Genomic DNA, 25,498 nt, shown 5'->3' with positions numbered 1-25,498 from the left:
AGCGCACCAATGTCTCGTCGTCATTGCGAGGAGTTCGCGACGAAATTGCGAGGCAATTTTGCGCTGAAGCGGCGAAGCAATCCATCGACCCGCAAGCGGAGAAATGGATTGCTTCGCGGAGCCTGTCATCCGGCGGCGCTTCGCGCCGACCGGGTGGCTCGCAATCACGCGGATAGAGTGACGCGCAATCGACCTTATCGATCGGCCTTCGGCCGGTACGCCGCGAAGAACACGCGCGTCGCGCTGTCGACGACGGTTGCGATCCGCTCTGGCGAGGGCGACGGCCTGGCCTGGAAGATGAACGCCTGGAACAGCGTCGCCTGGCACATCTGCATGAACTGCCAGGCCGCGAGCTGGTAGTCGTCGATCACGAGCTCGCCGAGCGCGGCGCGTGCCTCGAGATAAGCGGCAAAGCGGTCGACGGTGTGGGCGATGACGTGGGTGTAGAACCGGCTGCCGAGCTCGGGCATCCGCTCGGCGATCGCCATCACGGTGCGGATCGCCGAGCCGCCGCCGGGCCGGCACAACACCGCGACATAGGCGCGGCCGAATTCGTGGAGGGTGATGTCGACGTCGCGCGCCGGATCGAAATTGAAGGCGACCTTGCCCTGCTCGAGCTTCTCTTCCTCGACGATCGCCGCGAACAGCCCGGCCTTGTCGGGGAAATAGACGTAGAGCGTGCCCTTGGAGACGCCGGCAGCGCGCGCGATCTCGCCCATGCTCGCGCCGTCAAAGCCGAGCTCCAGGAACACCTTACGGGCGCCGTCCAGGATCTGGCGGCGTTTCGACGATTCCTCCTCGCCGACGGACAGGAGGGAGGTTCGGGGCGCTGCAACCATTGATTTAGCTTCTCGGGAAAGAACTCAACCCAAAGTAGGAAAGGGTAGAATCGAAGCCTTATAATCTAGAGGCGAGAATATAGATTGACCGAACCGTTCGGTCAATGGTATCTTGGGAGTGACGATGCGCCGCACGGCCCTTATTCTGCCGTCGCGCGCGTCAAGATTTTTGTGGGGAGCCTCGGCTATGGCCGCAGCACGGGATCAGGCTGCACGCATTGTTCGTTCGGAGCCTGAGATGGCCGAGGACGCGATCGCGCGCGATGCATCCGCCGATCTCGGCGAGCAGGGCCGTGCTGATGAAGCCAGGCGTCCCGCGGAGGCGCCGCCCGCGTCTGCGCCGGAGCAGCCCGCGGCTTCGCCCGCTGCGGCGGCAGCGCCGAAATCCGGCAAGCGCAAATTCGTGATGATGGGCGTGGTCGGCCTGCTCGCGCTCGCCGCCGCGGGCTATGCCGCCTATTACCTGATGGTCGGGCGCTTCTACGTCTCGACCGACGATGCCTATGTCCGCGCCAACAACTCCATGCTCGGCGCGCGCGTCGCGGGCCATATCGCGGCGATCCTGCCCGGCGACAACGCGCTGGTGCGCGCAGGCGACGTGATCTTCCGGATCGATGACGGCGACTACCGTATCGCGGTCGACGCCGCCCGCACACGGATCGCGACCCAGCAGGCGACGATCGAGCGCATCGGCCGCCAGGTTGCGGCGGCGGCGAGTTCGGTCGAGCAGGCGCAGGCCCAGCTGGTGTCCGCCCAGGCCGGACTGAAGCGCGCCGATCTCGATTTCGACCGGCAGCAGGCGCTCAGCACCAAGGGTTTTGCCTCGCGTGCCACGTTTGAAGTCTCGGAGGCCGGCCGCGATCAGGGCGCGGCCAGCGTGCGGTCCGCGCAGGCGGCCTATGATGCGGCCAAGGACAATGTCGAGGTGACCAAGGCGCAGCAGGCCGAGGCCCGCGCCCAGCTCGCCGAATTGCAGACCCAGCTCGCCAAGGCCGAGCGCGATCTCGAATTCACCAATGTCCGCGCGCCGGTCGACGGCACCTTCTCCAACCGCCTGGTGAACACCGGCGACTATATCAATGTCGGTCAGCGGCTCGGCAATGTGGTGCCGCTCGACGGCGTCTACATCGACGCCAACTATAAAGAGACCCAGCTCAAGCGCATCCGCACCGGGCAGCGGGTGACGATCAAGGTCGACGCCTACGGCTTCCGCAAGTTCACCGGCCTCGTCGACAGCATTTCGCCGGCGGCGGGCTCGGTGTTCACCTTGCTGCCGCCGGACAACGCCACCGGCAACTTCACCAAGATCGTGCAGCGCCTGCCGGTCCGCATCCGCGTGCCTGCCAGCGTCGCCAAGCAGGGCCTCTTGCGCGCGGGCATGTCGGTCTACACCACGGTCGACACCCGCGAGGGCGCGGCCGATGCCGACGCCGAAACCGATCTCGACGCGCCGACGATGATCCATCCGCAGTGATGTCTTGAAGCTTCGGACAGAGTCCGAGGCTCGGAGCCGATGAGCCCATGGCTGATACGACCACTGCTTCGCCCTCGATGATGACCGGCGCCCCGGAGTCCGAGCGCATCCAGCCGAAGCGGCTGGTTGCCTTCATCATCATGGTGTTCGGCATGTTCATGTCGATCCTGGACATCCAGATCGTGTCGGCCTCGTTGTCCGAGATCCAGGCCGGCCTGTCGGCGAGTTCGACCGAAGTGTCGTGGGTGCAGACCGCCTATCTGATCGCCGAAGTGATCGCGATTCCCTTGTCCGGGTTCCTGTCGCGCGCGCTCGGCACGCGGCTGTTGTTCGCGATCTCGGCGTTCGGCTTCACCGCCTCGAGCCTGCTCTGCGGCTTCGCCTCCTCGATCGAGCAGATGATCCTGTGGCGCGCGCTGCAGGGTTTTCTCGGCGCCGGCATGATCCCGACGGTGTTCGCCTCGGCCTACACGATCTTCCCGCGCACCAAGTTCCACATCGTGGCGCCGATCATCGGCCTCGTCGCAACGCTTGCGCCGACCGTTGGCCCGACGGTCGGCGGCTACATCACCGACCTGATGTCGTGGCACTGGCTGTTCTTCATCAACATCGTACCTGGCGTCATCATCACAGCGGGCGTGCTGGCGCTGGTCGATTTCGACCAGCCGAACTTCGCGCTGCTCGAGCGCTTCGACTGGTGGGGCCTGATCTTCATGGGCGGCTTCCTCGGCTCGCTCGAATATGTGCTGGAGGAGGGTCCGCAATACGAGTGGCTGCAGGACACCTCGGTCGCGGTCTGCGCCGCGGTCGGCTTCGTCTCGGCGGTCGCGTTCTTCTGGCGCGTCTTGACCGCGGAGGAGCCGATCGTGGATCTCTACGCCTTCTCCAATCGCAACTTCGCGGTCGGCTGCGTGCTGCAGTTCTGCATCGGCATCGGGCTCTATGGCCTGACTTATGTCTATCCGCGCTATCTCGCCGAGGTCCGCGGCTACAGCGCGCTGATGATCGGCGAGACCATGTTCGTCTCCGGCGTCACCATGTTCTTCATGGCGCCGGTGGTCGGCCGGCTGATGCAGAAGGTCGATCTGCGCTACATCATCGCCTTCGGCCTCGTGACCTTCGCGCTCGGCTCCTGGCAGATGACCTGGATCACCCGCGACTATGATTTCTACGAGCTGCTGCTGCCGCAGATCCTGCGCGGCATCGGCATGATGTGCGCGATGGTGCCGACCAACAACATCGCGCTCGCGACGTTGCCGCAGGATCGCGTCAAGAACGCCTCCGGCCTGTTCAACCTGATGCGCAACCTCGGCGGCGCGGTCGGGCTCGCCGTCATCAACGAGGTGCTCAACGACCGCACCGATCTGCACATCTCGCGGCTGCATGACCGCGTGACCTGGGGCAACACGACCGCGGTCGAGACCCTCAACATGTTCACCCAGCGCATGCAGGGCATGGGCGATTCCGCCATCATGGCGATGAAGCAGCTCTCGCAGATCGTGCATCGCCAGGCCGCGGTGATGGGCTATGGCGACGCCTTCTTCATGCTGTCGCTGTTCTATGTCGCGCTCAGCCTTCTGGTGCTGTTCGTCAACAAGCCGCCGTCGATGACCGAGAGCGGCGGCGACGCGCATTGAGCGCACCGCCTTCGCGCACTGCCGTTGTAGCCCGCATGAGCGAAGCGACATGCGGGACGGTCGCTGATCCAGATCCGTGATTATATCGAGCGATAAGCAACGACCCCGGATGTCGCTCCGCTCATCCGGCTACGAAGTGCAGACCTTCGCGCTGTGGGCGTGGATGTGTGTTGACGCTTCCACGTGCAAATCTGCAATATGCCGACATGGTAGCCCGCATGAGCGAAGCGACATGCGGGACCGATCTCAGCAGTTCATCACTGAACGTGACCCGGCCCCGGATATCGCTTCGCTCATCCGGGCTACGAAGCTTCGAGATCCCAGGCGCTGATCTGTATTGACGCAAGCGTCTGCTAATCTGCAATATTCCAGCATCGTAGCCCGTACGAGCGAATCGATATGCGGCAATGCTGCGGGACATGGGGCATGGTCAGATATCGACGCAACTTCATCTCAGGCGGCACATTCTTTTTCACGGTCACGCTCGATGATCGGAGATCCGGCTTATTCGTGGATCATATCACGGAGTTGCGGGATGCGTTCGGTACCGCCCGTCGCGAACGTCCGTTCTCAGTCGACGCAGTGGTGGTGCTCCCCGATCACCTCCACGCGATCCTTACACTGCCGCAAGGCGATTCCGATTTTGCAGGTCGTTGGCGTCGGATCAAAGGACACTTCAGCAGCCGGTTGCTTGCTGCCTCGATAGAGCTGAAGCGTCGATCGAATGGTGATCTGGCGCTTTGGCAGCGGCGGTTTTGGGAGCACACAATCCGTGATGAAGATGATTTCGCGCGGCACGTTGATTACATCCATTTCAATCCCGTCAAGCATGCCTTGGTCCGGCGCGTGTGCGACTGGCCACATTCCTCGTTTCATCGCTATGTGAGGGAGGGTGTGCTGCCAGTCGATTGGGCGGGCGACGTGGGAGAAGGCGGAAGTTTTGGCGAACGTCCTGAGTGACGAGAGTTGGTGGATCGTTATTCGTAGCCCGCATGAGCGAAGCGACATGCGGGGAGCGTGCTGACCAGATCCGATGATCGCAACCAGGGCTCCCGGATATCGCTTCGCTCATCCGGGCTACGAACTACAAACGTGTGCCGTTGTCGCGGGGCTGAGCGCATCGCATCGGCGCGGGGGCTGCGCCCGGTCGCGTGAATAGCTGACGTCGCCGACACATTGACGCACTCACGCCGATGTTACCTTGCCAACCGCGCGTGATGCATTTATAAGCAGCGCTTCTTTACTCGAACCGGGGAGATGTGCATGAAGTCGCTTATTTCGCAGATCGCGCGCCCGCGTTCGACGGTGCTGAACGCGTTCAGGCGTTAGCTCCCGGCGCTGATCGGGCCTGATCCCCGATCAGCAAAACTTCCCAACACTTTATCGACAATTTCCAGCGGCGCTCGCGGTCGGATTCCGCCCGCACGTCGCCTCAGATGGAGCCGGCACGCGCTGCAAAGGCGTGGCCGGAACGTGCCATGCCCTCTCTGACGACCAAGCGACCGGCCGCGATCCGGATCGTGCTTCCCTTTGTGTTCCGCCATTGGCTGCAACAGCCGCTGCGTGCCTCCGCGGTGACGGCGGGATTCCTCGGCGCGACCGCGGCCGACCTGTTCATGCCGGTGTTTTCCGGCCATCTGGTCGACGCGCTGACCGCGGGCGCCACCGATGCCGCCGCGCGCCACGCGGCAATGCTGGCGTTCGGCGCCATCGTCGGCCTCGGCGCGCTGTCGCTGGTGCTGCGGCTGGTCGGGATCCAGACCATCGTGCCGTTCACGCTGAAGACGATGTCCGATGTCGGGCAGCAGTCCTTCATGCGGGTGCAGCGCTTCTCGACCGACTGGCACGCCAATTCGTTCGCCGGCTCCACCGTGCGCAAGATCACGCGCGGCATGTGGGCGCTCGATTTGCTGAACGACACCATCCTGATGGCGCTGCTCCCGTCGGTCGTGGTGCTGGTCGGCTCGATGATCCTGCTCGGCGTGCATTGGCCGCAGCTCGGCGCGGTGATCGCGGTCGGCTCGGTGATCTATGTCGCGATGACGATGGTGTTCCAGGTGCGCTACGTCGCGCCTGCCGCGCGCGTTTCCAATGCGTGGGACACCAAGGTCGGCGGCACGCTGGCCGACGCCTTGACCTGCAACGCGGTGGTGAAGTCGTTCGGCGCGGAGACGCGCGAGGACATGCGGCTCGACGGCGTCATCAGCCGCTGGCGCCGACGGGTGCGGCGGACCTGGTTCCGCTACAACCACACCTCGACGGCGCAGCTCGTGGTGCTGCTGTGTTTCCGTGCCTCGGTGATCGGCGGTGCGATCCTGCTGTGGGCGCAGGGCCGCGCCACGCCGGGCGACGTCACCTATGTGCTGACCAGCTACTACATCATCCACGCCTATCTGCGCGATGTCGGCATGCACATCAACAACCTGCAGCGTTCGGTGAACGACATGGAGGAACTGGTGCAGATCCATGGCGAGCCGCTCGGCATTGTCGATGCGGATGATGCCGGGACGATCGACATCCAGGGCGGCCGCATCGTGTTCGACGACGTCACGTTTCACTATGGCGGCCATCGCCGGCCGCTGTATGACGGGCTGTCGGTCGACATTGATGCCGGCGAGCGCGTCGGCCTGGTCGGGCGCTCCGGCTCCGGCAAGACGACCTTCGTCAAGCTGGTGCAGCGGCTCTACGACGTCTCCGGCGGCCGGATCCTGATCGACGGTCAGGACATCGCCAGGGCGACGCAGCAATCGCTGCGCAGCCAGATCGCGATCGTGCAGCAGGAGCCGATCCTGTTCCACCGCACGCTGGCGGAGAACATCGCCTATGGCCGGCCGGGCGCCAGCATGGAGGCGATCGAACAGGCGGCGCGGCTTGCCAATGCGCACGACTTCATCATGCGGCTGCCGAAGGGTTACGGCACGCTGGTGGGCGAGCGCGGCGTCAAGCTGTCGGGCGGCGAGCGGCAGCGCGTGGCGCTGGCGCGCGCCTTCCTGGCGGATGCGCCGATCCTGATCCTGGACGAGGCGACCTCGAGCCTCGATTCGGAGTCCGAGGCGCTGATCCAGCAGGCGATGGAACGGCTGATGAAGGGCCGCACCTCGATCGTGATCGCACATCGGCTGTCGACCGTGCGCAGCATGGATCGCATCCTGGTGTTCGACCGCGGCGAGATCGTCGAGCACGGCACGCATGAGGTGCTGGCCGCGCGTCCCGGCGGCATCTATCGCGGCCTGTTCGAGCGTCAGGCGACCGAGTTCGGCCAGGCCGCGGCGGAGTGAGATGGCGCATGGCTGGAGCGTCGGATCTGATTGGATCAGAACCGGCGCTCTCGCAGCGCCCGCGCTATTTCGGCGCCAGCCCGTTCCACACCAGCGCGACGCCGGACAGGAACAGCAGCAGCAGCACGACGTCGGAGAAGTTGCGGTCGCTGAGCGCATGATAGAGCCGCGCGCCGAACCAGGCGCCGAGCAGCGTCCCCGGAAACGCGCACGCCACCAGCCAGATCAGCTCGGGCTTCACCAGGCCGCTTGCGATCTGCACGCAAAGCGCGGCGGCCAGGATCGTGAAGTTGAAGATCTGGAACACGCCGCGGCGCTGCTGCTTGCCCCAGCCGCGCACGCTGGCCCACAGGATCGGCAGCGGGCCGGACAGTCCGGCGAGGCCGCCGAGGATGCCGCCGGCAAATCCGATCGCGCCATCGGCCCATTTGCCGCCGAAGGCGATCGACATCGGCTTGCGCTGCAGGAACAACGCGGTCGGAAACACCAGCAGGAAGACGCCGATCGTCAGCTTGAAAACCTCGGGGTCGGCCCGCGCGATCAGCAGGATGCCGATCGGTACGCCGGCGAGGCCTGCGATGACGAACGGCCAGACCAGACGGAAATCGATGCTCTTCCAGATCGACGGCAAGGTCGAGAGCTGCGCGATGACCGAGCAGACCAGCACCAGCGGCACCGCGAGCGTCGGCGGCAGCACATAAAGCCAGATGCCGAGCGCCATCAGCGCGGTGCCGAAGCCGGCAAGGCCGGAGACGAAACCGCCGGCAAGCGCGCCGAAGAACAGGATCGCGTAGCTTGCCGGGATCATCGAGGCCTTTCAGTCGTCAGGGCGATGCGCAGCATCGAACCCGGAATCTCGAGATTCCGGGTCTGGTCCTTCGGACCATCCCAGAATGACAAAGGGAGGGAGCGACCGCACGTTTACACAACGTGCATCGTGGGTACACTTCAAAATCGCGGCTCATCAACGATAATCGGAACGGAAGCATCCCATGACTTCAGGCTCGCCTGCGAACTCGCAAAAAACCTTTCTGGTCTGTCACGGCGCCTGGTCGGCAGGCTGGGCATGGAAGAAGATGCATCCCCTGATGCAGGCCGCTGGACATCGGCTGGTCACGCCGAGCTACACCGGGCTTGGCGAGCGCGCGCATCTTGCGCATCAGGGACTCGACCTCGAGGCGCATATCCAGGATGTGCTCAGCGTCATCAGTTGCGAGGACCTGCGCGACATCGTGCTGATCGGGCACTCCTATGGCGGCATGGTCGCGACCGGCGTCGCCGACCGGGTGCGCGAGCGCATCGCGCAGATGATCTATATCGACGCCTTCGTGCCGCGCGACGGCCAGTCGCTGTTCGATCTCAACGAATCGGCCATCGAGACCATGCGTGAGTTCGCGAGCGACGGCGACGGCTGGCGTATTCCGCCGATGCCGGTACCGCCGGACACGTCGCCCGCAGACGTCGCATGGCTGAGCGCGCGGCGCGTCGACATGCCGATCAAATGCTTCGAGCAGAAATTGCGGTTGAAGCACGGCGAAACCAGCCTGCCGCGCAGCTATATCTACGCCACCCGCGCCACGCAGGCCGACACGTTCGGCCAGTTCGCCCGGCGCATCAGGAACGAAGCCGGCTGGCGCTATTTCGAGATCGACGCCAGCCATTCGCCCAATGTCACCGCGCCGGAGGCGCTGATGGCGATCCTGCAGGAGATCGTTTCCTGAGGGGAGATCTAGCGATCCAGATCGTACTCGTGCACGGAAATCCTCGTTTCACGGACGAGATCTACGAGCGCCGCGTTACCGACGGCGAACGCAATTGCGCAAATGCACCCGATCATTTCCTGGTGAGCGAATTGGCGAAGCCTTCCGCACCGGCGGCGCTGTTCAGCTGCCGTTGATGATGGGAGGCAACTTCTCGTTCGGTCATATCCGCAGACGCGCGATGGACCAGGTGCGGGCCCTCCGCCAGGCGGCGCGGCCCGCGCATGCCCTGCGATCAGTCGGCGCTGGCCTTTTCCTGCATCGCCGCCTGCAGTTTCTTGATGTCCGCTTTTGATATCCGCGGGCGTGAGTTATGGATCATGCACCGCGCGCGTCGCGGACGGCTTGAGCGACCTTTGTCGCCTGCGATATGCGTCCGATCTTTGCGCCCGCAATGATCTTTCGTCGGCGTTCGCTAGGCTTCGACGCCATGCCGTCGCCCGCGGTGGCTCCAGCCGGGGGACGCGTTGTGAAGTTCGCCGCACGGTGCAGCGCGAGGGCCTTTCGCGCTGCTTCGACATTTGCCGTCCGGGCTGCCAGATTGTGCTGAAGTTTCAGCTCCGTGTTGACCCGCTTCAGCGCTGCTGCGAACACCTGCTTACGCTCCGACGCATGCTTGGCGGTTCCCGGAAAGCTGGTGCCGCGCGCCTCGGCCTTTCCGCGGCTCTCGCGCTGCTTTTGTCGGCCGACCGTTCGCTCCTTGTCGCGCATCTTGCGCAAGCGGGGTCGCATGGCCTCGAGCTCGCTCACCTCGACGCTGTAAATGGCGGGATGGTGCGTCAGGCGGATTGCTTCATATTCTTCATGGCTGAGGATGCTGCGTTCGAACTTGCAGGCGACCGACATTCCGATTCCTCCTTTTGATCTTCTTGAATCTCGGGGCAGAAGGACACGTCCAGCTCCAGCGGATCATAGCTGCAATGCCGCCGGAGGCCAATCTGCCACTAACCAAACTCGGCCAGCGTTTCGATCGCAGTGATCGATTGTCTTGCCATAGCGTCAAAGCACAGTGGCTCTCCTACTTTTCCGCTTCGTCGTCCTTGAGACGAATCCCCTCGGTCCGCAGAGCCGCAAAGAGAGCCGCGATATCTTCGGGCTCCATATTGTTGAGGCACATCCCGTTCAGCTGCTCGGTCGTGATCGTGCCGGTGCTCCTGGCGATGTCTCTTGCCTTCGCCATGATCTTCTGAAGGTCCATCTGTGTTCCTCCGCGAGGGACACACTCTACGCCCGCCACCCTATGCATGTCGCCTTTTAAGAAACGCGGGCCTGTGGCGGCACTTAAGCGATCGGTTCGCTTCGCTTCGAGTTGAAATAATATCGTTCGAAGTTCGCCATCGGAATTACGCAGCGACCGCAACTTTGTCTCGCATGTTCCGCTAAACTGCGACATAATGAGGGTCTCGCGTGCTGGTGAGCATGGATTCATGAACCGCAGCCCCGTGCTCGTAGACCTGGCGCTTCAAGGTGGGGGATCGCACGGTGCGTTCACGTGGGGTGTCCTGGATCGGCTTCTCGAAGAACCATGGTTTCAGATTGCGGGCATCTCCGGGACATCGGCCGGAGCGATGAACGCAGCCGTGCTGGCGGATGGTTGGACCGCGGGCGGCGCCGCCGGTGCACGCGAAGCGCTTGAAAAATATTGGCGAAGCGTCTCGCGCGCCGCCGCATTCAGTCCGTTGCAACGGTCGCCGCTCGACCGACTGATGGGACGCTGGTCGCTTGACAGCTCCCCCGCCTATCTCTTCACCGATTTGATGTCGCGGATGCTTTCACCCTACGACCTCAATCCGCTTGGCTTCAATCCGCTACGCGACATATTGAACGACAGTATCGATTTCGAGCGTCTTGCACGCGCGCCGATCAAGCTCTTCATCACCGCCACGCGCGTCCGTACGGGCCGCGGACGGATTTTTCGCAACGCGGAGATTACCGCGGATGTCCTGCTAGCGTCGGCCTGCCTGCCGACGATATTTCGTGCGATCGAGATCGATGGCGAGCCCTATTGGGACGGCGGCTACGCGGGTAATCCCACGATTACGCCGCTCGTTCGCGAGACCGACGCGCACGACACCGTCGTCGTCCAGATCAACCCGACCGAGCGTCCGGAGCAGCCGCGCACGGCCGCTGACATTCTCAACCGGCTTAACGAGATCTCGTTCAATTCGCCGCTGGCAAAGGAGCTGCGGATGATCGCGTTGCTTCGCCAGGTCGCCGACCCCGGTACGGGGGAAGGCGCCCGCTGGGCGCAGATGAAGACGCACCGGATCAAGAGCGACATGCTTGCGACGTTCGGTTCGTCATCCAAGCTCAATGCCGAATGGGCGTTCGTGGCGAAGCTGCACGAGGAAGGGCGGCGAGCCGCCGCCGAATTCCTCGACGCGCATGGCGCCGATCTCGGTGAGCGTTCGACCGCAGATCTCGATATTCTGCTGGCGGAGTGCTGAGACGATGGGTCTTCTCGGCATTCTCGTCGGGCTTGGACTGCTGGTCTGTCTCGCTTTTCGCGGTTGGAGCGTGCTGCTGCTCGCGCCGCTCTGTGCGCTGGTGGCCGCAGCCTTCGGTGGCGAGCCGCTGCTTGCGAACTGGACGCAGACCTTCATGGGTAGTGCGTCGGAGTTTCTCGCGCAGTTCTTTCCTATTTTTCTGCTTGGCGCCGTGTTCGGAAAGCTCATGGATGACAGCGGCGCGGTCGCTGCGGTCGCGGGCTTCATCTCCCGGTGCCTGGGCGAGCGCCGGATCATCCTTGCGGTCGTGCTCGCAGGCGCACTGGTCACCTATGGCGGCGTCAGCCTGTTCGTCGCCTTCTTTGTCATCGTTCCGATGGCGCAGTCGCTGTTTCGCACGGCGGGAATTCCACGTCGTCTGGTACCGGCGGCGGTCATTCTCGGGACTTCGACCTTCACCATGTCGGCGCTGCCGGGCACGCCGTCGATACAGAATGCGATACCGATGCCTTTCTTTGGCACGACCCCCTTTGCCGCACCGGGCCTCGGCGCTGTCGCATCGATCATCATGCTGGGCGTCGGGCTGTGGTGGCTGCTTCGCGCGGAGAAGGCAGCGCGTCGGGCAAAGGAGGGTTATGGCGACGAACCGCCGGTTCCGGAGGATGCAGCCGACGATGAGCTGTTGCGCGAGCGGGCGACGACGGCGCGGGAATTCGACCCGGCGGAACTCCGCCACGGATATCACAGCGATGCCGCCGTCCCGATTTTCAACGCCTTGCTTCCCCTGATAGTCGTCGTCGCCGTCAATCTGGTGATGTCGCTGGTTGTGCTGCCCCGGCTTGATTTCTCGTTCCTGGCCGAACAACGGTGGGGAAATACATCGCTGGCTGCCGTGGCCGGTGTCTGGTCGGTTGTCGTGGCGCTGGCGGGAGCGATCGTGACGGTCATCCTCTGCAACTGGACGCGACTGCCCGCACTGCGACGAACCGTGGATGCCGGTGCCAACGCGTCGGTCCTGCCGGCGCTGAGCGTCGCAAGCCTTGTCGGATTCGGCGCCGTTATCGCCTCGCTTCCCGCTTTCGGCGTGGTGCGGGACTGGGTGTTGCGAATTGAAGGCGGTCCATTGGTGTCGCTCGCAGTCGCGACGAACATCCTTGCGGCGCTGACCGGGTCGGCTTCCGGCGGCTTGACGATCGCGCTCGATGCGCTGGGACGGACCTATATGGATCTTGCCGCGGAGGCGGGTATTGACCCCGGCCTGCTGCATCGCGTCGCGGTGATCGGTTCGGGAACGCTGGACATTCTACCTCACAACGGCGCTGTCGTTAGCCTGCTTGCGATCTGTGGGCTCAAGCATCGCGAAAGCTATCTCGACATCGTCATGGTCGGCATCGTGAGTTCTGTCATTGCTCTCGCAGCGGTGATTGCGATCGGCACCGCATTCGGGTCGTTCTGACGCAAGACGACGGGTTGGCTCTGCTTTTCGCCGGCGCGCATGGCTGGAACGACGTTGATCAAAAAATGGCGAGGGGCCCGGCGTGTTGCGCCGAGCCCCTCATGGTCCAAGATATCAGCCGGCCTGTAAGCCGGGTTCTGTAGGGCATCATTCTTGCGAATGATGCGCGACGGCCATTCCTCTGGGACAAGGTTTGCACCTTGCCTCGGGCAACCTACCCGGACAGCGGGCCTGACATCGCCCTGCGGTGTTATCGCGCATGCGCGAACTAACCGCGTTGCCGTCCCTATTCGGTTTTGCTCCCGGTGTGGTTTGCCATGCCGTCTCCGTTGCCGGAAACGCGGTGCGCTCTTACCGCACCTTTTCACCCTTACTTCCTCCGAGGAGGGAGCGGTTCGTTCTCTGTGGCACTTTCCCTGGGGTCGCCCCCGCCGGATGTTATCCGGCACCGCATGTCGATGGAGCCCGGACTTTCCTCCCCCGCGGCCTTTCGGCGCTTGCGGGAGCGGCCGTCCGGCCGACTGACGGCTTACGCATGCGGGCTTTGGCCGCCCGCGTCAAGCGATTGCGATGGTTAACCTTGGCCCAGCGCCCGGGCCGGTCCTCGATTTTGACATTCACAGAGGAGGGGCTTTTGATATCGATTTGATCGATCCAAAGGTCGAGGCGCCATGGATACCGAACTGGCCCGGACGTTCCTGACGGTGGTGAGCGCCGGCAACTTCATCACCGCGGCGGAGCGGCTGCACGTCAGCCAGTCGACCGTCAGCACCCGCATCCACACGCTCGAGCAGCAGCTCGGCTGCGTGCTGTTCGTGCGCAACAAGGCCGGCACCACGTTGACGCCGGCGGGCCGCCAGTTTCAGCGCCACGCCTCGGTCCTGGTCCGCACCGTCGAGCAGGCGCGCCATGATGTCGGAATCCCCAAGGGGTTTTCCGCGACGCTGGTGGTCGGCGGCCGCATCGGACTTTGGGAAGAGTATCTGCTGCGCTGGCTGCCGCTGATGACGCGGGCGCATCCCGACATCTCGATCCGTGCCGAGAGCGCGCTCGAGCCCGAGCTGATGCAGGGGCTGGTCGAGGGACGCATCGACATCGGCGTGATGTACACGCCGCAGAGCCGCCCCGGCCTCAAGGTCGAGCAGCTGTTCGAGGAGCAGCTCATCCTGGTGTCGACCGATCCGAAGAGCGCGCCGGAGCCGGGACCGGGCTACGTCTATGTCGATTGGGGCCCTGAATTCTACGCGCGTCACGCCACGCTGTTTCCGAATTTCGCCGGCCCCGCGCTGACGGTGAATATCGGCTGGCTCGGATTGCAGCATCTTTTGGAGAACGGCGGCTCCGGATTCTTTGCGCGCCGAATCGTGGAGCCGCTCCTGAAGGCGCGGCGGCTGCACGCCGTTGCCGGTGCACCTGGCTTTGCGATGCCGGCCTATGTCGCCTATCCGGCTGACAGCCAGGACGATCATCTGGCGCGCGCGGTCGAGACCATGCATCGGCTCGCCGCATCCCAGGTTAATGCGAGCGCGGACCTCCCGCGGGCCAAGCCCGCCACGCGGCGGCGGCGCTGACCGCGATTGCTATCGGCATCACCGATCCGTTCCATCGGCTTTCTTCGCTTGTCAGCGCAAACGTCCGCGTTCACAGCAGGATCGGCATCAGCGGGAGGTCAAACGATGGATATTGCGGCAGAAGTGGGAGACGCGTTGCTCAAGGGTGCCTCCGACGCGATCGTTGCGACCGATGTCGAAGGCCGCATCACGCTGTGGAATCCGGGCGCGGTCAGGCTGTTCGGCTTCAGCGCCGAGGAGGCGATCGGACAATCGCTCGATTTGATCATTCCGGAGAATCTGCGCGCGCGTCACTGGGCCGGCTTCCGGCACACGATGGCGACCGGGACGAGCCGCTACGGTCAGGGCGATCTGCTGTCGGTGCCGGCGCTGACCAGGCACGGGACGCGCATCTCCGTCGAATTCACCATCGTGATGCTGCACGATGCGGCGCGCAAGGTTGCCGGCACCGTCGCCGTGATGCGCGACGTGACCAAGCGTTTCGAGGAGCTCAAGGAGTTGCGGCGCCGCGCCGCGCAGCAGGCCGGGACATCGTCGTAAGGGCTGGGAAGCCGTGCCGACTTCGCGAGGAGCGGTAGCGACGCAGCAATCCATCGCTCCGCACATGCGAACAGGTGGATTGCTTCGCTTCGCTCGCAATGACACGGATAAGGCTACAAGCAAATGCTAGGTTCTCGGTCATTCCCTCCGGGAGCCGGTCACGGCAGCGGGAGCTACTTTCCCGATCGCAGGCGGGTTTCCGCCAGCGCGGTCACGAGACCGATGATCAGCATCGAGGCCACGATGTCGGCTTCCGCACCGAAGCCAAATGCGATCACCGTCGCTGCGGCAACCGCCGCTAGGATCGCGATGGTCAGCCCTTCGTCGGCGATCAGCTGACGCAGCGCCTTCAGGCGCGTGGTGCCCCGTTGCATTGCCTGCTCACACGCCGAGCGGATTGCCGCCCGCGGCGATGCTCGAGGCGACCTGACTGGCGTGGTGGCGCGGTTCCGCCACGATCCGGCTGCGCAGGATTCGGTACAGCATCGACAGCAGGAGCCGGGAAAGGCGTGTTGCTGTCTGCGGCAGTGGTGTCATGGCGAAGTCCTCCGGGCATCCCGACCCCAAGGCTACGCACTGCCATGAATTTAACAAACGAATAATACTGGCGATTACTATCGGAATATCAGATATAAGCCGGCGCCGCGGCCCGCCGGGGTCGGCGAGGCATTCACGCCGGGCGGCCAAAATAATTTATCCTGACGATGTCGTCCCGCGTGTCGCCCGTTCGACTGGGTGTCGGCGATCCAGCCGATCAAGAGGAGTTCTCAAGATGCAATACCTGTTGCTGATCTACCGGAGCGACGCGGAATATGGCGGCATGAATGCCGACGACCGCAAGGCCCTGTCGGCGGAATATGCCGTCTACACCCAGTCCATCATCCAGAGCGGACACTTCAAGGCGGGTGACGGGCTGCAGCCGGTGTCGACCGCGACCACCGTGCGGGTGCGCGACGGCAAGACGCTGACGACCGACGGGCCATTTGCGGAAACCCGCGAACAACTCGGCGGCTACTATCTCGTCGATGCCAAGGATCTCGACACGGCGCTCGGCCTCGCGGCGCGGATTCCCGGCGCCAAGACCGGCTCGATCGAAGTCAGGCCGGTGATGATCTACGACAACCCGCGATAAGACCAACGGTCATTCCGGGGCGCGAAGCGAACCCGGAATCTCGAGATTCCGGGTTCGATGCTTTCGCATCGCCCCGGAATGACGGTGAAACTCATGACCCCCAGCCAGATCGAAAAAGTGTTTCGCGACGAGGCGGGCCGGGCGCTTGCAACGCTGATCCGGCTCGTCGGCGATTTCGATCTGGCCGAGGACGCGCTTCAGGATGCCTTTGCGGTGGCCCTGCAGCGCTGGCCGATCGGCGATTTTCCTTCCAATCCGCGTGCCTGGCTGGTCAATGTCGGCCGCAACAAGGCGATCGACCGCGTCCGCCGCGCGGCGACGTTTCGCGGCAAGCAGCAGGAACTGACGCATCAAATCCTGCTCGATGCGGAGTCCTCGCCCGAGCCGGCCGACGCAACGCTCGACGACGACATGCTGCGGCTGATCTTCACCTGCTGCCATCCGTCGTTTGCCGCCGAGGTCCAGGTCGCGCTGACCTTGCGCACGGTGTGCGGGCTGACGACGGTGCAGGTCGCGCGCGCCTTTTTGGTGAGCGAGGACGCCATGGCGCAGCGCCTCCTGCGCGCCAAGCAAAAGATAAAACTCGCCGGCATTCCCTATGAGGTGCCGGAGCGTGAGGCGCTGGAGCCGCGCCTCACCGGCGTGCTCGCGGTGATCTACCTCGTCTTCACCGAAGGTTATGCGGCAACCGCCGGCGAGGATCTGATGCGGCCCGATCTTGCGCGCGAGGCGATCCGGCTGGCGCGGCTGATCGATGCGCTGATACCGGCGCGCGGCGAGATCAAGGGCCTGCTGGCTCTGATGCTGTTGCATGATGCGCGTCGCGCCGGCCGCCAAACCGCCGGCGGCGATATCGTGCTGCTCGAGGAGCAGGACCGTTCGTTGTGGGATTTCCAGCAGATCGCCGAAGGCCTCGAACTGGTCGAGGAAGCGCTGCGGATGCCGGGCCGGCCGCAGTCCTACGCCGTGCAGGCCGCGATCGCCGCGCTGCATGCGCGGGCGCCGAGTTATCAGGACACGGATTGGCCGCAGATCGCCGGTCTCTATGAAGTGCTGCTGCGCATCAGCCCGTCGCCGGTGATCGAGCTCAATCACGCCGCCGCGGTGTCGATGGTCGATGGTCCGGCGCGCGCGCTCGGCCTGATCGATGCGCTGGACGCGCGCGGTACTTTGAAGGGATATGACCAGCTGCCCGCCGTGCGCGCCGACTTGCTGCGCCGCCTCGGCCGCAAGAACGAAGCGCGGCAGGCTTATCTCGTTGCAACGGCAGCCACGCAACTCGACCCGCTGCGGCGGCTCTATGCGCGGCGCATCGCCGAGATGGGGTGACGCGCCCCATCTCGTGCGTGGCCAGTGACGGCGCGCCATTCATCCGCGATGGTCAGCGCGCCGTGCGGCGTTGAGCGTGCTCAGTAACCTGTCTTCGCCTTGGCGCCGGTGCTCGATTGCCCGGTCGTCGTTCCCTTCGACATGCCGGTCGTGGTGTCGGGTGCCATCTTCTTCTGCGCGTGATGGACCTTCTGGGTCTTGTGATGGGTCGACGACATGGTCTTGCTTTGGGTCGACATAGCGCCAGCGGCAGCCGGAGCGACAATGAGGCCGACGGCGGCGGCTCCTGCGATCAGTGCTTTGAACATGGACGAATCTCCACTCGGACCGCCCCAGTTACAAAGACCGCACGTGCCGAAAAGTTCCAACGTGCACGCACACTTGGCAGGAAAATGCACCGCTCCTTCGCAATGACGGACAGACGCGAGCCTAGCTCGACGCGACCACCGTCGCCGCATCCGGCGGCAGGCTCTCGAGGAGCGCGTGCAGTGTGGCCATGGTGGAGCGGTCGGCGATCCCGTCGATGCGCTCCGGGCGGAAGTGACGCTGGAAGGCGGTGACGACCTCCATGGTCGGGCCGTCGAACTTGCCGTTGGTCGGGATGTTGTAGCCGTAGCGCCGGAACGCGGCCTGCATGTTGGAGACGCTGTCGCTGATCGCACCGAGCTGCAGCGCGTCGCCGCGCACGATCGGCGCCGGCTGCACCCAGTGCCCGACGCCGGAATTGGCCAACGAGTGCCAGGGGAATTTCTCGCCGGGATCCTTCTTGCGCGCCGGCGCCACGTCGGAATGGCCGAGCACGCGATGCGGAACCACCTTGCGGCGAAGCATGATGCCGCGGCACAGCGCGATGACAGCCGCAATCTGGCGCAGCGGAAAGTCCGGATAGCCCCAATCGTGGCCGCGATTGACGATCTCGACGCCGATCGAGCAGGAGTTGATATCGTCATCGCCGGCCCACGCCGACACGCCGGCGTGCCAGGCGCGCTTGCTCTCCGGCACGCACTGCACGATGCGGCCGTCCTCGAGCACGATGTAGTGCGCCGAGACCTCGGTGCCGGCCGTGCAGAGCTGGGTGATCGCACCCTCGACATCGGGCATGCCGGTGTAGTGCAGCACGATCATGTCGGGTTGCCGGCCATTGGCGCGATCGCCGAAGTTCGCCGACGGGATCACGTCGGAGGCGATCGAGGAATCCGGCGTGAACGTCTTCGCGTCCGCCACCCCCTTTGGAACAGGGAGGGCGCGCTGACGCTTCGAATCAGCGTTGCCGGACGAAGACGAACTTGAAGCCATACGAATCACTCAAACCCGAACCAGGAGAAAGCATTTTGACATATGGATAAACAAATAGGCGTTTACTATTCCTTTACCGTGCGGGCCGCGCAATCGGCCGTGCCGGGTTCCGTGATCCGCACGATGCGCCGCGCCATTGTGCCCGGAGTGGGTCGCGAGGGTATCACTCGAATGCGGATCAAAGCCGCGCGATTGCGCTAACCGATCATCAACGTTTTCTTAACGTTAAGTGCCGTTACTGAGAGGTGAAGTGCCGAACCGGTTTCGGGGGACGGCCAAAGGACGCTGAGCCCCGCTGTTTGCGCGAAATCCCATGGAAACCCTCCCAATTCCGGTCGGATATCAGGATTTGCGGCCGAGGACGGGAGTTGGCGCTGGCGTCACGCAGCGGCTCTTTCACGTGTTTTCGAGCGAAGTGGATACCGGTTCGCGTGAAGAAAACGCGTCAAGACAGGAATCCAGAGCCCCGTTCCGATCCAATCGGAACGAAGAGGGCTCTGGGCGCGAGGATTCGAGGCGCAATGAGTCGGCGCGCACCCAGCTTGCATGCCAGTTACGCGGCCCCGCCCGGGAGCGGCGCATGAGCGAGCGTGCGCCGCGTCACATTTCGGTGCTGGGCCGCGAGGCGGTCGCGTATCTCGCTCCGCGCGCCGGCGGCATCTATGTCGACGCGACCTTCGGTGCAGGCGGCTACAGCCGGGCGATCCTCGATGTCGCCGAGACCCGCGTGATCGGCATCGACCGCGACCGCACCGCGATAACCGGCGGCTTCGATCTGGTCGACGGCGCAGGCGGTCGGCTGACGCTGGTCGAGGACCGCTTCTCCAACCTCGCCGAGGTCTGCGCATCGCAGGGGGTGGATGCGGTCGACGGCGTCGTGATGGATGTCGGCGTCTCCTCGATGCAGCTTGACCGGGCCGAACGCGGCTTCTCGTTCCGGCTCGGCGGTCCGCTCGACATGCGGATGGCCCAGAGCGGCCCGACCGCGGCCGACGTGGTCGCGACCGCTTCCGAGAAACAGCTCGCCGACATCATCTATATCTTCGGCGAGGAGCGGCATTCGCGCGGCGTCGCCCGCGCCATCGTCGCCGCGCGCAAGGACGCGCCGATCACGACGACCGACGCGCTTGCCGATATCGTCGCGAAGGTCGTGCGCGCCAAGCCGAACGAGATCCATCCGGCGACGCGGACCTTCCAGGCGCTACGCATCTTCGTCAATGAGGAGCTCGATGAGCTCCATCTGGCGCTCGCAGCGGCCGAGCGCGTGCTGAAGCCGGGCGGCCGGCTCGTCGTGGTTTCGTTCCATTCGCTGGAAGACCGCATCGTCAAGAATTTCCTCAGCCTGCGCGGCAAGGTCTCCGCCGGCTCGCGGCATTTGCCCGAAATTGCGCAAGCGGCGCCCAGCTTTCAGATCCTGACCAAGCGTCCGGTGACGCCCGATGAGGCCGAGCTTGCCGCCAATCCGCGCGCGCGATCGGCCAAGCTGCGTGCCGCGAAGCGCAGCGCCGCGCCGGTGCACGCCGACGACGACCTGCCGTCATGGCCGCGGCTGTCCGACCTGAAGCGGGGAGGGTGACGATGCGCCTTCTCCATCTCCTCGTCATCGGCATGCTGATCTTCGCGGCGTCCTATGTCTACCGCATCAAGATGGAATCGACCGCGCGCGTCGAGCGCGTGCTGCAACTCAACGCCGAGATCCGCGAGCAGCGCAATGCGATCGCCGCGTTGCGCGCCGAATGGGCCAAGCTCGATGCGCCGCTCCGGCTGCAGGGCCTCGCCGAGCGCCATCTGCCGCTGAAGCCGATCAACGCCAACCAGTACGATTCCCTGAAGAACCTGCCGGAGCGGCCGCCGAGCTTCACGCGGCCCGGTTCGCGCGATCCGATCGGCGCGATGATCGACACCATCGAGGCGGCCGCGGCGCCCGACAGCACCACCGGATCGATCGACAAGGCGGCGACCGACCAGTCGGCCGCCGACCAGCCTGCGCCCGAAGACTCCGGGCAGGGCGGGGGAGACCAGCAATGACGGGACCAGCCATGACCGATCCGGCACCCGCCAACACACCGGCCGTGAAACCTGCCGAGCCATGGAACCAGCGGCTGATCCGCACGCTGCTGTACGGCAGTAATGTCGACCGCGCCGCCAAGGCGCGCGCGCGCGTTGGTCTTGCCATCCTCGCTTTCGCCGCGGTCTATTGCGTGCTGGCGGGGAGGCTGGTGCTGTTCGCCGTCGGCGCCGACAGCCACGGCGCGCGCCGCACCGCCTCGCAGGACGCCATCGCGACCGCGAGGCCCGACATCACCGACCGCAACGGCGAAATCCTCGCCACCGACGTCAAGGCGCCGAGCCTGTTCGCCGAGCCGCGCCGGCTGATCGACAAGGACGAGGCGATCGAGCTTTTGACCGGAGCCTTGCCCGATCTCGACACCAGCGAGGTGCGCGACCGCCTGTCGTCGCGCAAGGGTTTCGTCTGGCTGAAGCGCGAGATCACGCCGAAGCAGCAGAGCGACATCCATCGCCTCGGCCTTCCCGGCGTCGGCTTCCTGCGCGAGAACAAGCGCGTCTATCCGACCGGCAACGAGGTCGCCCACCTGATCGGCCTCGTCAACATCGACAACCAGGGCATCGCCGGCATGGAGAAGTGGCTGGACAGCAACGGTCTGGCCGATCTGCATCGCGCGGGCTTCGCCACCGACCGGCTGCAGAAGCCGGTGGAGCTGTCGGTCGACCTGCGCGTCGAGCACGCGCTACGCGACGAACTGCTCAAGGCGAAAGAGAAGTTCAAGGCCAAGGCCGCCTCCGGCCTCGTCTCCAACGTGCGCACCGGCGAGATCGTGGCGATGGTCTCGCTGCCGGATTTCGATCCGAACAATCCGAAGGAGGCGCACGATCCCGATCGCATCAACCGCCTGACCACCGGCGTCTACGAGATGGGCTCGACCTTCAAGGCGTTCACGCTGGCGATGGCGCTGGATAGCGGCCGGTTCGACCTCAACTCGATGTGGGATGCGCGCGGCCCGCTGCACTACGGCAAGTTCGCGATCCATGACGATCACAACATGGGCCGCATGATCAACATGAAGGAGGTGTTCTACTATTCCTCCAACATCGGCGCCGGGCGCATTGCGCTGGCGATGGGCGTCGATGCGCACAAGGCCTTCCTGCGCAAGATGGGCCAGCTCGAGCGGCTGCGCACCGAACTGCCGGAGAGCGCGTCCCCGATCGTGCCGAAGAAGTGGGGCGAATTGAACACCGTCACCATCTCGTTCGGTCACGGCATCGCGGTGGCGCCGCTGCAGGCGGTGATGGGCATCGACGCGCTGGTCAATGGCGGCTACCTGATCCCCCCGACCTTCCTGAAGCGCACCGAGCAGGAGGCGATGGCGCTCGCCAAGCGCGTCATCAAGCCGGAGACCTCGGACAAGATGCGCTATCTGATGCGGCTCAATGCCGAGATCGGCACCGCGAAGAAGGCCGACGTCAAGGGCTACTATATCGGCGGCAAGACCGGCACCGCGGAGAAGGTGATCAACGGCCGCTACGCCAAGAAGCGCGTGCTCAACGCCTTCACCGCGATCCTGCCCGCCGACAATCCGAAATACCAGCTCCTGATCATGCTCGACGAGCCGCAGCCCCTGAAGGAGACCTACGGGTTCATCACCTCGGGCTGGAATGCGGTGCCGACCGGCGGCAATGTGATCGCCCGAATTGCGCCGCTTTTGGGCGTTGAACCGCGATTCGATCTGCCGCCGTCCGACCGCCTTATTCTTGCGGCATCCAGAACAACCCAGTAAGGCGTATACTCACGCGGCGCCAGAACGGCGCCGGCCAGACTGGAAGATCATGAGACTTCGCGACCTCTTCAGCGATGATGCCACGATCGATCCGAGTGCCTCCTCGCTCATTGTCGGAGGGCTTGCGGTCGACAGCCGCGCGGTGAAGCCGGGCGACCTGTTCTTCGCACTGGCCGGCAGCAGGACCGATGGCGCGCGCTTCGTCGAAGCGGCGATTGCCGCCGGCGCGGTCGCGGTCGCCAGCGACCATCTGCCGCAAGGTCACGCGCGCGCCCCCTTCGTCATCACGCCTAATCCGCGCCGTGCGCTGGCGCTCGCCGCGGCCAAATTCTTTTCCCGCCAGCCGGCGACGATCGCGGCGGTGACCGGCACCAGCGGCAAGACCTCGGTCGCAGCATTCACACGCCAGATCTGGCAGCGGCTCGGACATTCCTCCGCCAGCATCGGCACCATCGGCCTCGTGTCGGACAAGCGCACGGTCTACGGCTCGCTGACCACGCCGGATCCGATCGCGCTGCATCGCCAGCTCGACGAGATCGCGAGCGACGGCGTCACCCATCTGGCGTTCGAGGCGTCCTCGCACGGCCTCGATCAGTATCGTCTCGACGGTGTGCGCATCGCCGCCGGCGGCTTCACCAATCTGTCGCGCGACCACATGGACTATCATCCTGATGTCGCGCATTACCTCAATGCAAAGCTCCGGCTGTTCCGCGATCTCGTCGCGCCAGGCGGCGCCGCGGTGATCTCGGCCGATCATGACTGTTCGGCCGAGGTGATCGATGCGGCGCGCTCGCGCGGCCTGCGCATCATCGCGGCCGGGCGCAACGCCGATGCAGGCGATGGCATCAAGCTCCTCGATGCCGCCATCGAAGGCTTTGCCCAGCGGCTCCTGATCGAGCACCGCGGGCGCAAGCACGCGATCCGGCTGCCGCTGGTCGGCGAATTCCAGATCGAGAACGCGCTGGTCGCGGCCGGGCTCGCGATTGGCACCGGCAGCGCCGCCGATGACGTGTTCGGCTGCCTCGAACATCTCGAAGGCGCCAAGGGCCGGCTGGAATTCGTCGGCGAGCACAATGGCGCGCCGATCTTCGTCGACTACGCCCACAAGCCGGACGCGCTCGCCAAGGCGCTGCAGGCGCTGCGGCCCTATGCCAAGCGCAAGCTGGTCGTGATCTTCGGCGCCGGCGGCGACCGCGACGCCGGCAAGCGTCCGATCATGGGCGCGATCGCGGCCGAGAATGCCGATCAGGTCATCGTCACCGACGACAATCCGCGCAGCGAGAAGCCGGAGGCGATCCGCGCCGCGATCATGGCGACGGCGAAGGGCGCGCGCGAGATCGGCGACCGCGCCGCGGCGATCCGCGCCGGCATTGCCGGCCTCGCGCCGGGCGATGCGCTGGTCGTTGCCGGCAAGGGCCACGAGGTCGGGCAGATCGTCGGCAACACGACGCTGCCGTTCAGCGATCACGAGGCGGTCGCCAGTGCATTGGCTGCGGAGGGCGCATGAGCACGATGTTGTGGACCTCGGATGCGATGGCGACGGCGATGCGCGCCGCCACGCAAGGCGTGCTACCGGACGGCGTCACCGGTCTCTCGATCGACAGCCGCACCGTCGCGCCGGGCGAGGCGTATTTCGCGATCAAGGGCGACGTCCATGACGGCCATGCCTTCGTCGAGGCGGCGCTGAAGGCCGGTGCCGGGCTCGCGGTGGTCGAGACCGCGCAACGGGCGAAGTTTCCCACTGATGCGCCGCTGCTGGTGGTCGACGACGTGCTCGCCGGCCTCGTCGAGCTCGCGCATGCCTCGCGCGCGCGGCTCAACGCGCAGATCGTCGCGGTGACCGGCTCGGTCGGCAAGACCTCGACCAAGGAGGCGCTGCGCCGCGTGCTGTCGGCGCAGGGCGAGACCCATGCCTCGGTGGCGTCGTTCAACAATCATTGGGGCGTGCCGCTGTCGCTGGCGCGCTGCCCGGCCAGCACGCGCTTTGCGGTGTTCGAGATCGGCATGAACCATGCCGGCGAGATCACGCCGCTGGTGAAGATGGTGCGCCCGGACGTCGCAATCATCACCACCATCGAGCCGGTGCATCTGGAATTCTTCGCCGGCATCGAGGCGATCGCCGACGCCAAGGCGGAGATCTTCGCAGGGCTCGAGCCCGATGGCGCCGTCGTGCTCAACCGCGACAACGGACAATTCGCGCGGCTGCAACAGCGGGCCAGGCAGGCCGGCATCTCGCGCATCGTCTCGTTCGGCGCCGACAAGCGCGCCGAAGCGCGGCTGCTCGACCTCTCGCTGCATGCGACCTGCTCGGCGGTGCATGCGGATATTCTGGATCATGACATCACCTACAAGATCGGCATGCCCGGCCGGCACATGGCGATGAACTCGCTCGCGGTGCTCGCCGGCGCTTCGCTGCTCGGCGCCGATATCGCGCGCGCGGCGCTGTCGCTGTCGCAGCTCGCGGCGCCGACCGGCCGCGGCCTCCGCCGCACCCTCGAGGTCGGCCATGGCGAGGCGACACTGATCGACGAGAGCTACAACGCCAACCCGGCCTCGATGGGCGCCGCGCTCAACGTGCTCGGTCAGGCCCAGACCGGGCCGCATGGCCGCCGCATCGCGGTGCTCGGTGACATGCTCGAGCTCGGGCCGACCGGGCCCGATTTGCACCGCGGCCTCAACGAGGCCGTGACCGCCAACCGCATCGACCTCGTATATTGTTGTGGTCCGCTGATGCGGAATCTGTGGGATGCCCTTTCCACCGGCAAGCGGGGAGGCTATGCCGAGAGCTCGGCGGCGCTCGAAGCGCAGGCGGTCGCCGCGGTCCGTGCCGGTGACGTGATCATGGTGAAGGGCTCGCTGGGATCGAAGATGAAGCTCATTGTCAGCGCGCTGGAAAAACGCTTCCCCGACAAGGCCGCGCACGAAGAAGCGGTATAGGACCC

The 25,498-nt window shown here is 65.0% G+C and carries 25 protein-coding genes and 1 other RNA gene; 17 read left to right on the top strand and 9 right to left on the bottom strand.

The features are described from left to right. Positions 1–194: 194 nt before the first annotated feature. Entirely contained in the window at positions 195–839 is a 645-nt protein-coding gene (locus QA639_RS31455) for a TetR/AcrR family transcriptional regulator (protein WP_283087991.1), read from the bottom strand. A 187-nt stretch (positions 840–1,026) separates the two neighbouring features. Between QA639_RS31455 and QA639_RS31450 the strand changes: the two genes are divergently transcribed. From QA639_RS31450 to QA639_RS31435, 4 genes are all read left to right on the top strand, one after another. After that, on the top strand, positions 1,027–2,313 hold the full coding sequence (locus QA639_RS31450; protein WP_283087990.1) for an HlyD family secretion protein: 1,287 nt from the start codon (positions 1,027–1,029) through the stop codon (positions 2,311–2,313). A 47-nt stretch (positions 2,314–2,360) separates the two neighbouring features. After that, a complete protein-coding gene (locus QA639_RS31445; RefSeq protein WP_283087989.1) occupies positions 2,361–3,950 on the top strand; it encodes a DHA2 family efflux MFS transporter permease subunit in 1,590 nt (529 codons plus the stop codon). Positions 3,951–4,376: 426 nt separating this feature from the next. Further along, positions 4,377–4,910, top strand: coding sequence for an REP-associated tyrosine transposase (locus tag QA639_RS31440; protein ID WP_283087988.1), 534 nt, complete (start codon positions 4,377–4,379; stop codon positions 4,908–4,910). Positions 4,911–5,428: 518 nt separating this feature from the next. Continuing rightward, positions 5,429–7,228 carry an ABC transporter ATP-binding protein gene (locus QA639_RS31435; RefSeq protein WP_283087987.1) on the top strand — a complete coding sequence of 600 codons (1,800 nt, stop codon included), beginning with the start codon at positions 5,429–5,431 and terminating at the stop codon, positions 7,226–7,228. 64 nt (positions 7,229–7,292) lie between these two features. On the opposite strand, the gene QA639_RS31430 is transcribed toward QA639_RS31435, so the two are convergent. After that, positions 7,293–8,036 carry a sulfite exporter TauE/SafE family protein gene (locus QA639_RS31430; protein WP_283087986.1) on the bottom strand — a complete coding sequence of 248 codons (744 nt, stop codon included), beginning with the start codon at positions 8,034–8,036 and terminating at the stop codon, positions 7,293–7,295. A gap of 184 nt (positions 8,037–8,220) precedes the next feature. Here QA639_RS31430 and QA639_RS31425 point away from each other — a divergent pair, with 184 nt between their 5' ends. Then, on the top strand, positions 8,221–8,949 hold the full coding sequence (locus QA639_RS31425) for an alpha/beta fold hydrolase (RefSeq protein WP_283087985.1): 729 nt from the start codon (positions 8,221–8,223) through the stop codon (positions 8,947–8,949). Between the two features lie 94 nt (positions 8,950–9,043). After that, positions 9,044–9,283 carry a hypothetical protein gene (locus QA639_RS31420; RefSeq protein ID WP_283087984.1) on the top strand — a complete coding sequence of 80 codons (240 nt, stop codon included), beginning with the start codon at positions 9,044–9,046 and terminating at the stop codon, positions 9,281–9,283. 23 nt (positions 9,284–9,306) lie between these two features. On the opposite strand, the gene QA639_RS31415 is transcribed toward QA639_RS31420, so the two are convergent. Continuing rightward, positions 9,307–9,834: a hypothetical protein gene (locus tag QA639_RS31415; RefSeq protein ID WP_157346186.1), complete on the bottom strand. Its 528-nt coding sequence runs from the start codon at positions 9,832–9,834 to the stop codon at positions 9,307–9,309. Between the two features lie 172 nt (positions 9,835–10,006). Further along, positions 10,007–10,186, bottom strand: coding sequence for a hypothetical protein (locus QA639_RS31410; protein WP_283087983.1), 180 nt, complete (start codon positions 10,184–10,186; stop codon positions 10,007–10,009). A 229-nt stretch (positions 10,187–10,415) separates the two neighbouring features. On the opposite strand from QA639_RS31410, the gene QA639_RS31405 reads away from it, so the two are divergent. Both QA639_RS31405 and QA639_RS31400 read left to right on the top strand, forming a co-directional pair. Beyond that, complete coding sequence (locus QA639_RS31405; protein ID WP_283087982.1) at positions 10,416–11,435, top strand: patatin-like phospholipase family protein; 1,020 nt, start codon at positions 10,416–10,418, stop codon at positions 11,433–11,435. Between the two features lie 4 nt (positions 11,436–11,439). Next, positions 11,440–12,891 carry a GntP family permease gene (locus QA639_RS31400; RefSeq protein ID WP_283087981.1) on the top strand — a complete coding sequence of 484 codons (1,452 nt, stop codon included), beginning with the start codon at positions 11,440–11,442 and terminating at the stop codon, positions 12,889–12,891. A 110-nt stretch (positions 12,892–13,001) separates the two neighbouring features. On the opposite strand, the gene rnpB is transcribed toward QA639_RS31400, so the two are convergent. After that, positions 13,002–13,416: RNase P RNA component class A (gene rnpB / locus QA639_RS31395), an RNA gene on the bottom strand. 146 nt (positions 13,417–13,562) lie between these two features. Here rnpB and QA639_RS31390 point away from each other — a divergent pair. Both QA639_RS31390 and QA639_RS31385 read left to right on the top strand, forming a co-directional pair. Next, positions 13,563–14,462 (top strand): LysR family transcriptional regulator, encoded by a 900-nt coding sequence (locus tag QA639_RS31390; RefSeq protein WP_157346182.1) that lies wholly within the window; start codon positions 13,563–13,565, stop codon positions 14,460–14,462. Positions 14,463–14,567: 105 nt separating this feature from the next. After that, positions 14,568–15,002, top strand: coding sequence for a PAS domain S-box protein (locus QA639_RS31385; protein WP_157346180.1), 435 nt, complete (start codon positions 14,568–14,570; stop codon positions 15,000–15,002). Between the two features lie 173 nt (positions 15,003–15,175). Here QA639_RS31385 and QA639_RS31380 read toward each other — a convergent pair whose 3' ends face one another. Together QA639_RS31380 and QA639_RS31375 are read right to left on the bottom strand one after the other, a co-directional pair. Further along, the gene (locus tag QA639_RS31380) at positions 15,176–15,376 is read right to left on the bottom strand and encodes a hypothetical protein (RefSeq protein ID WP_028332559.1); all 201 of its coding nucleotides are present in this window, start codon (positions 15,374–15,376) and stop codon (positions 15,176–15,178) included. Positions 15,377–15,383: 7 nt separating this feature from the next. Further along, positions 15,384–15,539 carry a hypothetical protein gene (locus QA639_RS31375; RefSeq protein WP_198400224.1) on the bottom strand — a complete coding sequence of 52 codons (156 nt, stop codon included), beginning with the start codon at positions 15,537–15,539 and terminating at the stop codon, positions 15,384–15,386. A gap of 235 nt (positions 15,540–15,774) precedes the next feature. On the opposite strand from QA639_RS31375, the gene QA639_RS31370 reads away from it, so the two are divergent. After that, positions 15,775–16,134: a YciI family protein gene (locus tag QA639_RS31370; RefSeq protein ID WP_028332558.1), complete on the top strand. Its 360-nt coding sequence runs from the start codon at positions 15,775–15,777 to the stop codon at positions 16,132–16,134. Between the two features lie 93 nt (positions 16,135–16,227). Continuing rightward, on the top strand, positions 16,228–17,463 hold the full coding sequence (locus QA639_RS31365; protein ID WP_283087980.1) for an RNA polymerase sigma factor: 1,236 nt from the start codon (positions 16,228–16,230) through the stop codon (positions 17,461–17,463). 80 nt (positions 17,464–17,543) lie between these two features. Here the strand turns inward: QA639_RS31365 and QA639_RS31360 are convergent, their stop codons facing one another. Together QA639_RS31360 and QA639_RS31355 are read right to left on the bottom strand one after the other, a co-directional pair. Then, positions 17,544–17,771, bottom strand: a complete 228-nt coding sequence (locus QA639_RS31360) for a hypothetical protein (RefSeq protein WP_283087979.1) — start codon at positions 17,769–17,771, stop codon at positions 17,544–17,546. Between the two features lie 121 nt (positions 17,772–17,892). Next, positions 17,893–18,759: an N-acetylmuramoyl-L-alanine amidase gene (locus tag QA639_RS31355; RefSeq protein ID WP_076824121.1), complete on the bottom strand. Its 867-nt coding sequence runs from the start codon at positions 18,757–18,759 to the stop codon at positions 17,893–17,895. Between the two features lie 580 nt (positions 18,760–19,339). On the opposite strand from QA639_RS31355, the gene rsmH reads away from it, so the two are divergent. From rsmH to QA639_RS31330, 5 genes are read left to right on the top strand one after another with little or no spacing between them, the layout of a single operon-like run. Next, on the top strand, positions 19,340–20,335 hold the full coding sequence (gene rsmH / locus QA639_RS31350; RefSeq protein ID WP_283087978.1) for a 16S rRNA (cytosine(1402)-N(4))-methyltransferase RsmH: 996 nt from the start codon (positions 19,340–19,342) through the stop codon (positions 20,333–20,335). A 2-nt stretch (positions 20,336–20,337) separates the two neighbouring features. Beyond that, entirely contained in the window at positions 20,338–20,787 is a 450-nt protein-coding gene (gene ftsL / locus QA639_RS31345; RefSeq protein ID WP_038377244.1) for a cell division protein FtsL, read from the top strand. A gap of 11 nt (positions 20,788–20,798) precedes the next feature. After that, positions 20,799–22,556, top strand: coding sequence for a peptidoglycan D,D-transpeptidase FtsI family protein (locus QA639_RS31340; RefSeq protein WP_050385389.1), 1,758 nt, complete (start codon positions 20,799–20,801; stop codon positions 22,554–22,556). A 49-nt stretch (positions 22,557–22,605) separates the two neighbouring features. Continuing rightward, positions 22,606–24,063, top strand: coding sequence for a UDP-N-acetylmuramoyl-L-alanyl-D-glutamate--2,6-diaminopimelate ligase (locus QA639_RS31335; RefSeq protein WP_157346176.1), 1,458 nt, complete (start codon positions 22,606–22,608; stop codon positions 24,061–24,063). After that, complete coding sequence (locus tag QA639_RS31330; RefSeq protein WP_283087977.1) at positions 24,060–25,493, top strand: UDP-N-acetylmuramoylalanyl-D-glutamyl-2,6-diaminopimelate--D-alanyl-D-alanine ligase; 1,434 nt, start codon at positions 24,060–24,062, stop codon at positions 25,491–25,493. Before QA639_RS31335 ends, QA639_RS31330 begins: the two co-directional genes overlap by 4 nt. Positions 25,494–25,498: the final 5 nt, after the last annotated feature.

It is taken from the genome of Bradyrhizobium pachyrhizi (assembly GCF_029714545.1).
Taxonomy (GTDB): domain Bacteria; phylum Pseudomonadota; class Alphaproteobacteria; order Rhizobiales; family Xanthobacteraceae; genus Bradyrhizobium; species Bradyrhizobium pachyrhizi.
Note: the sequence above shows the minus strand (reverse complement) of the source record. Positions and strands in the feature narration are given on the sequence as shown.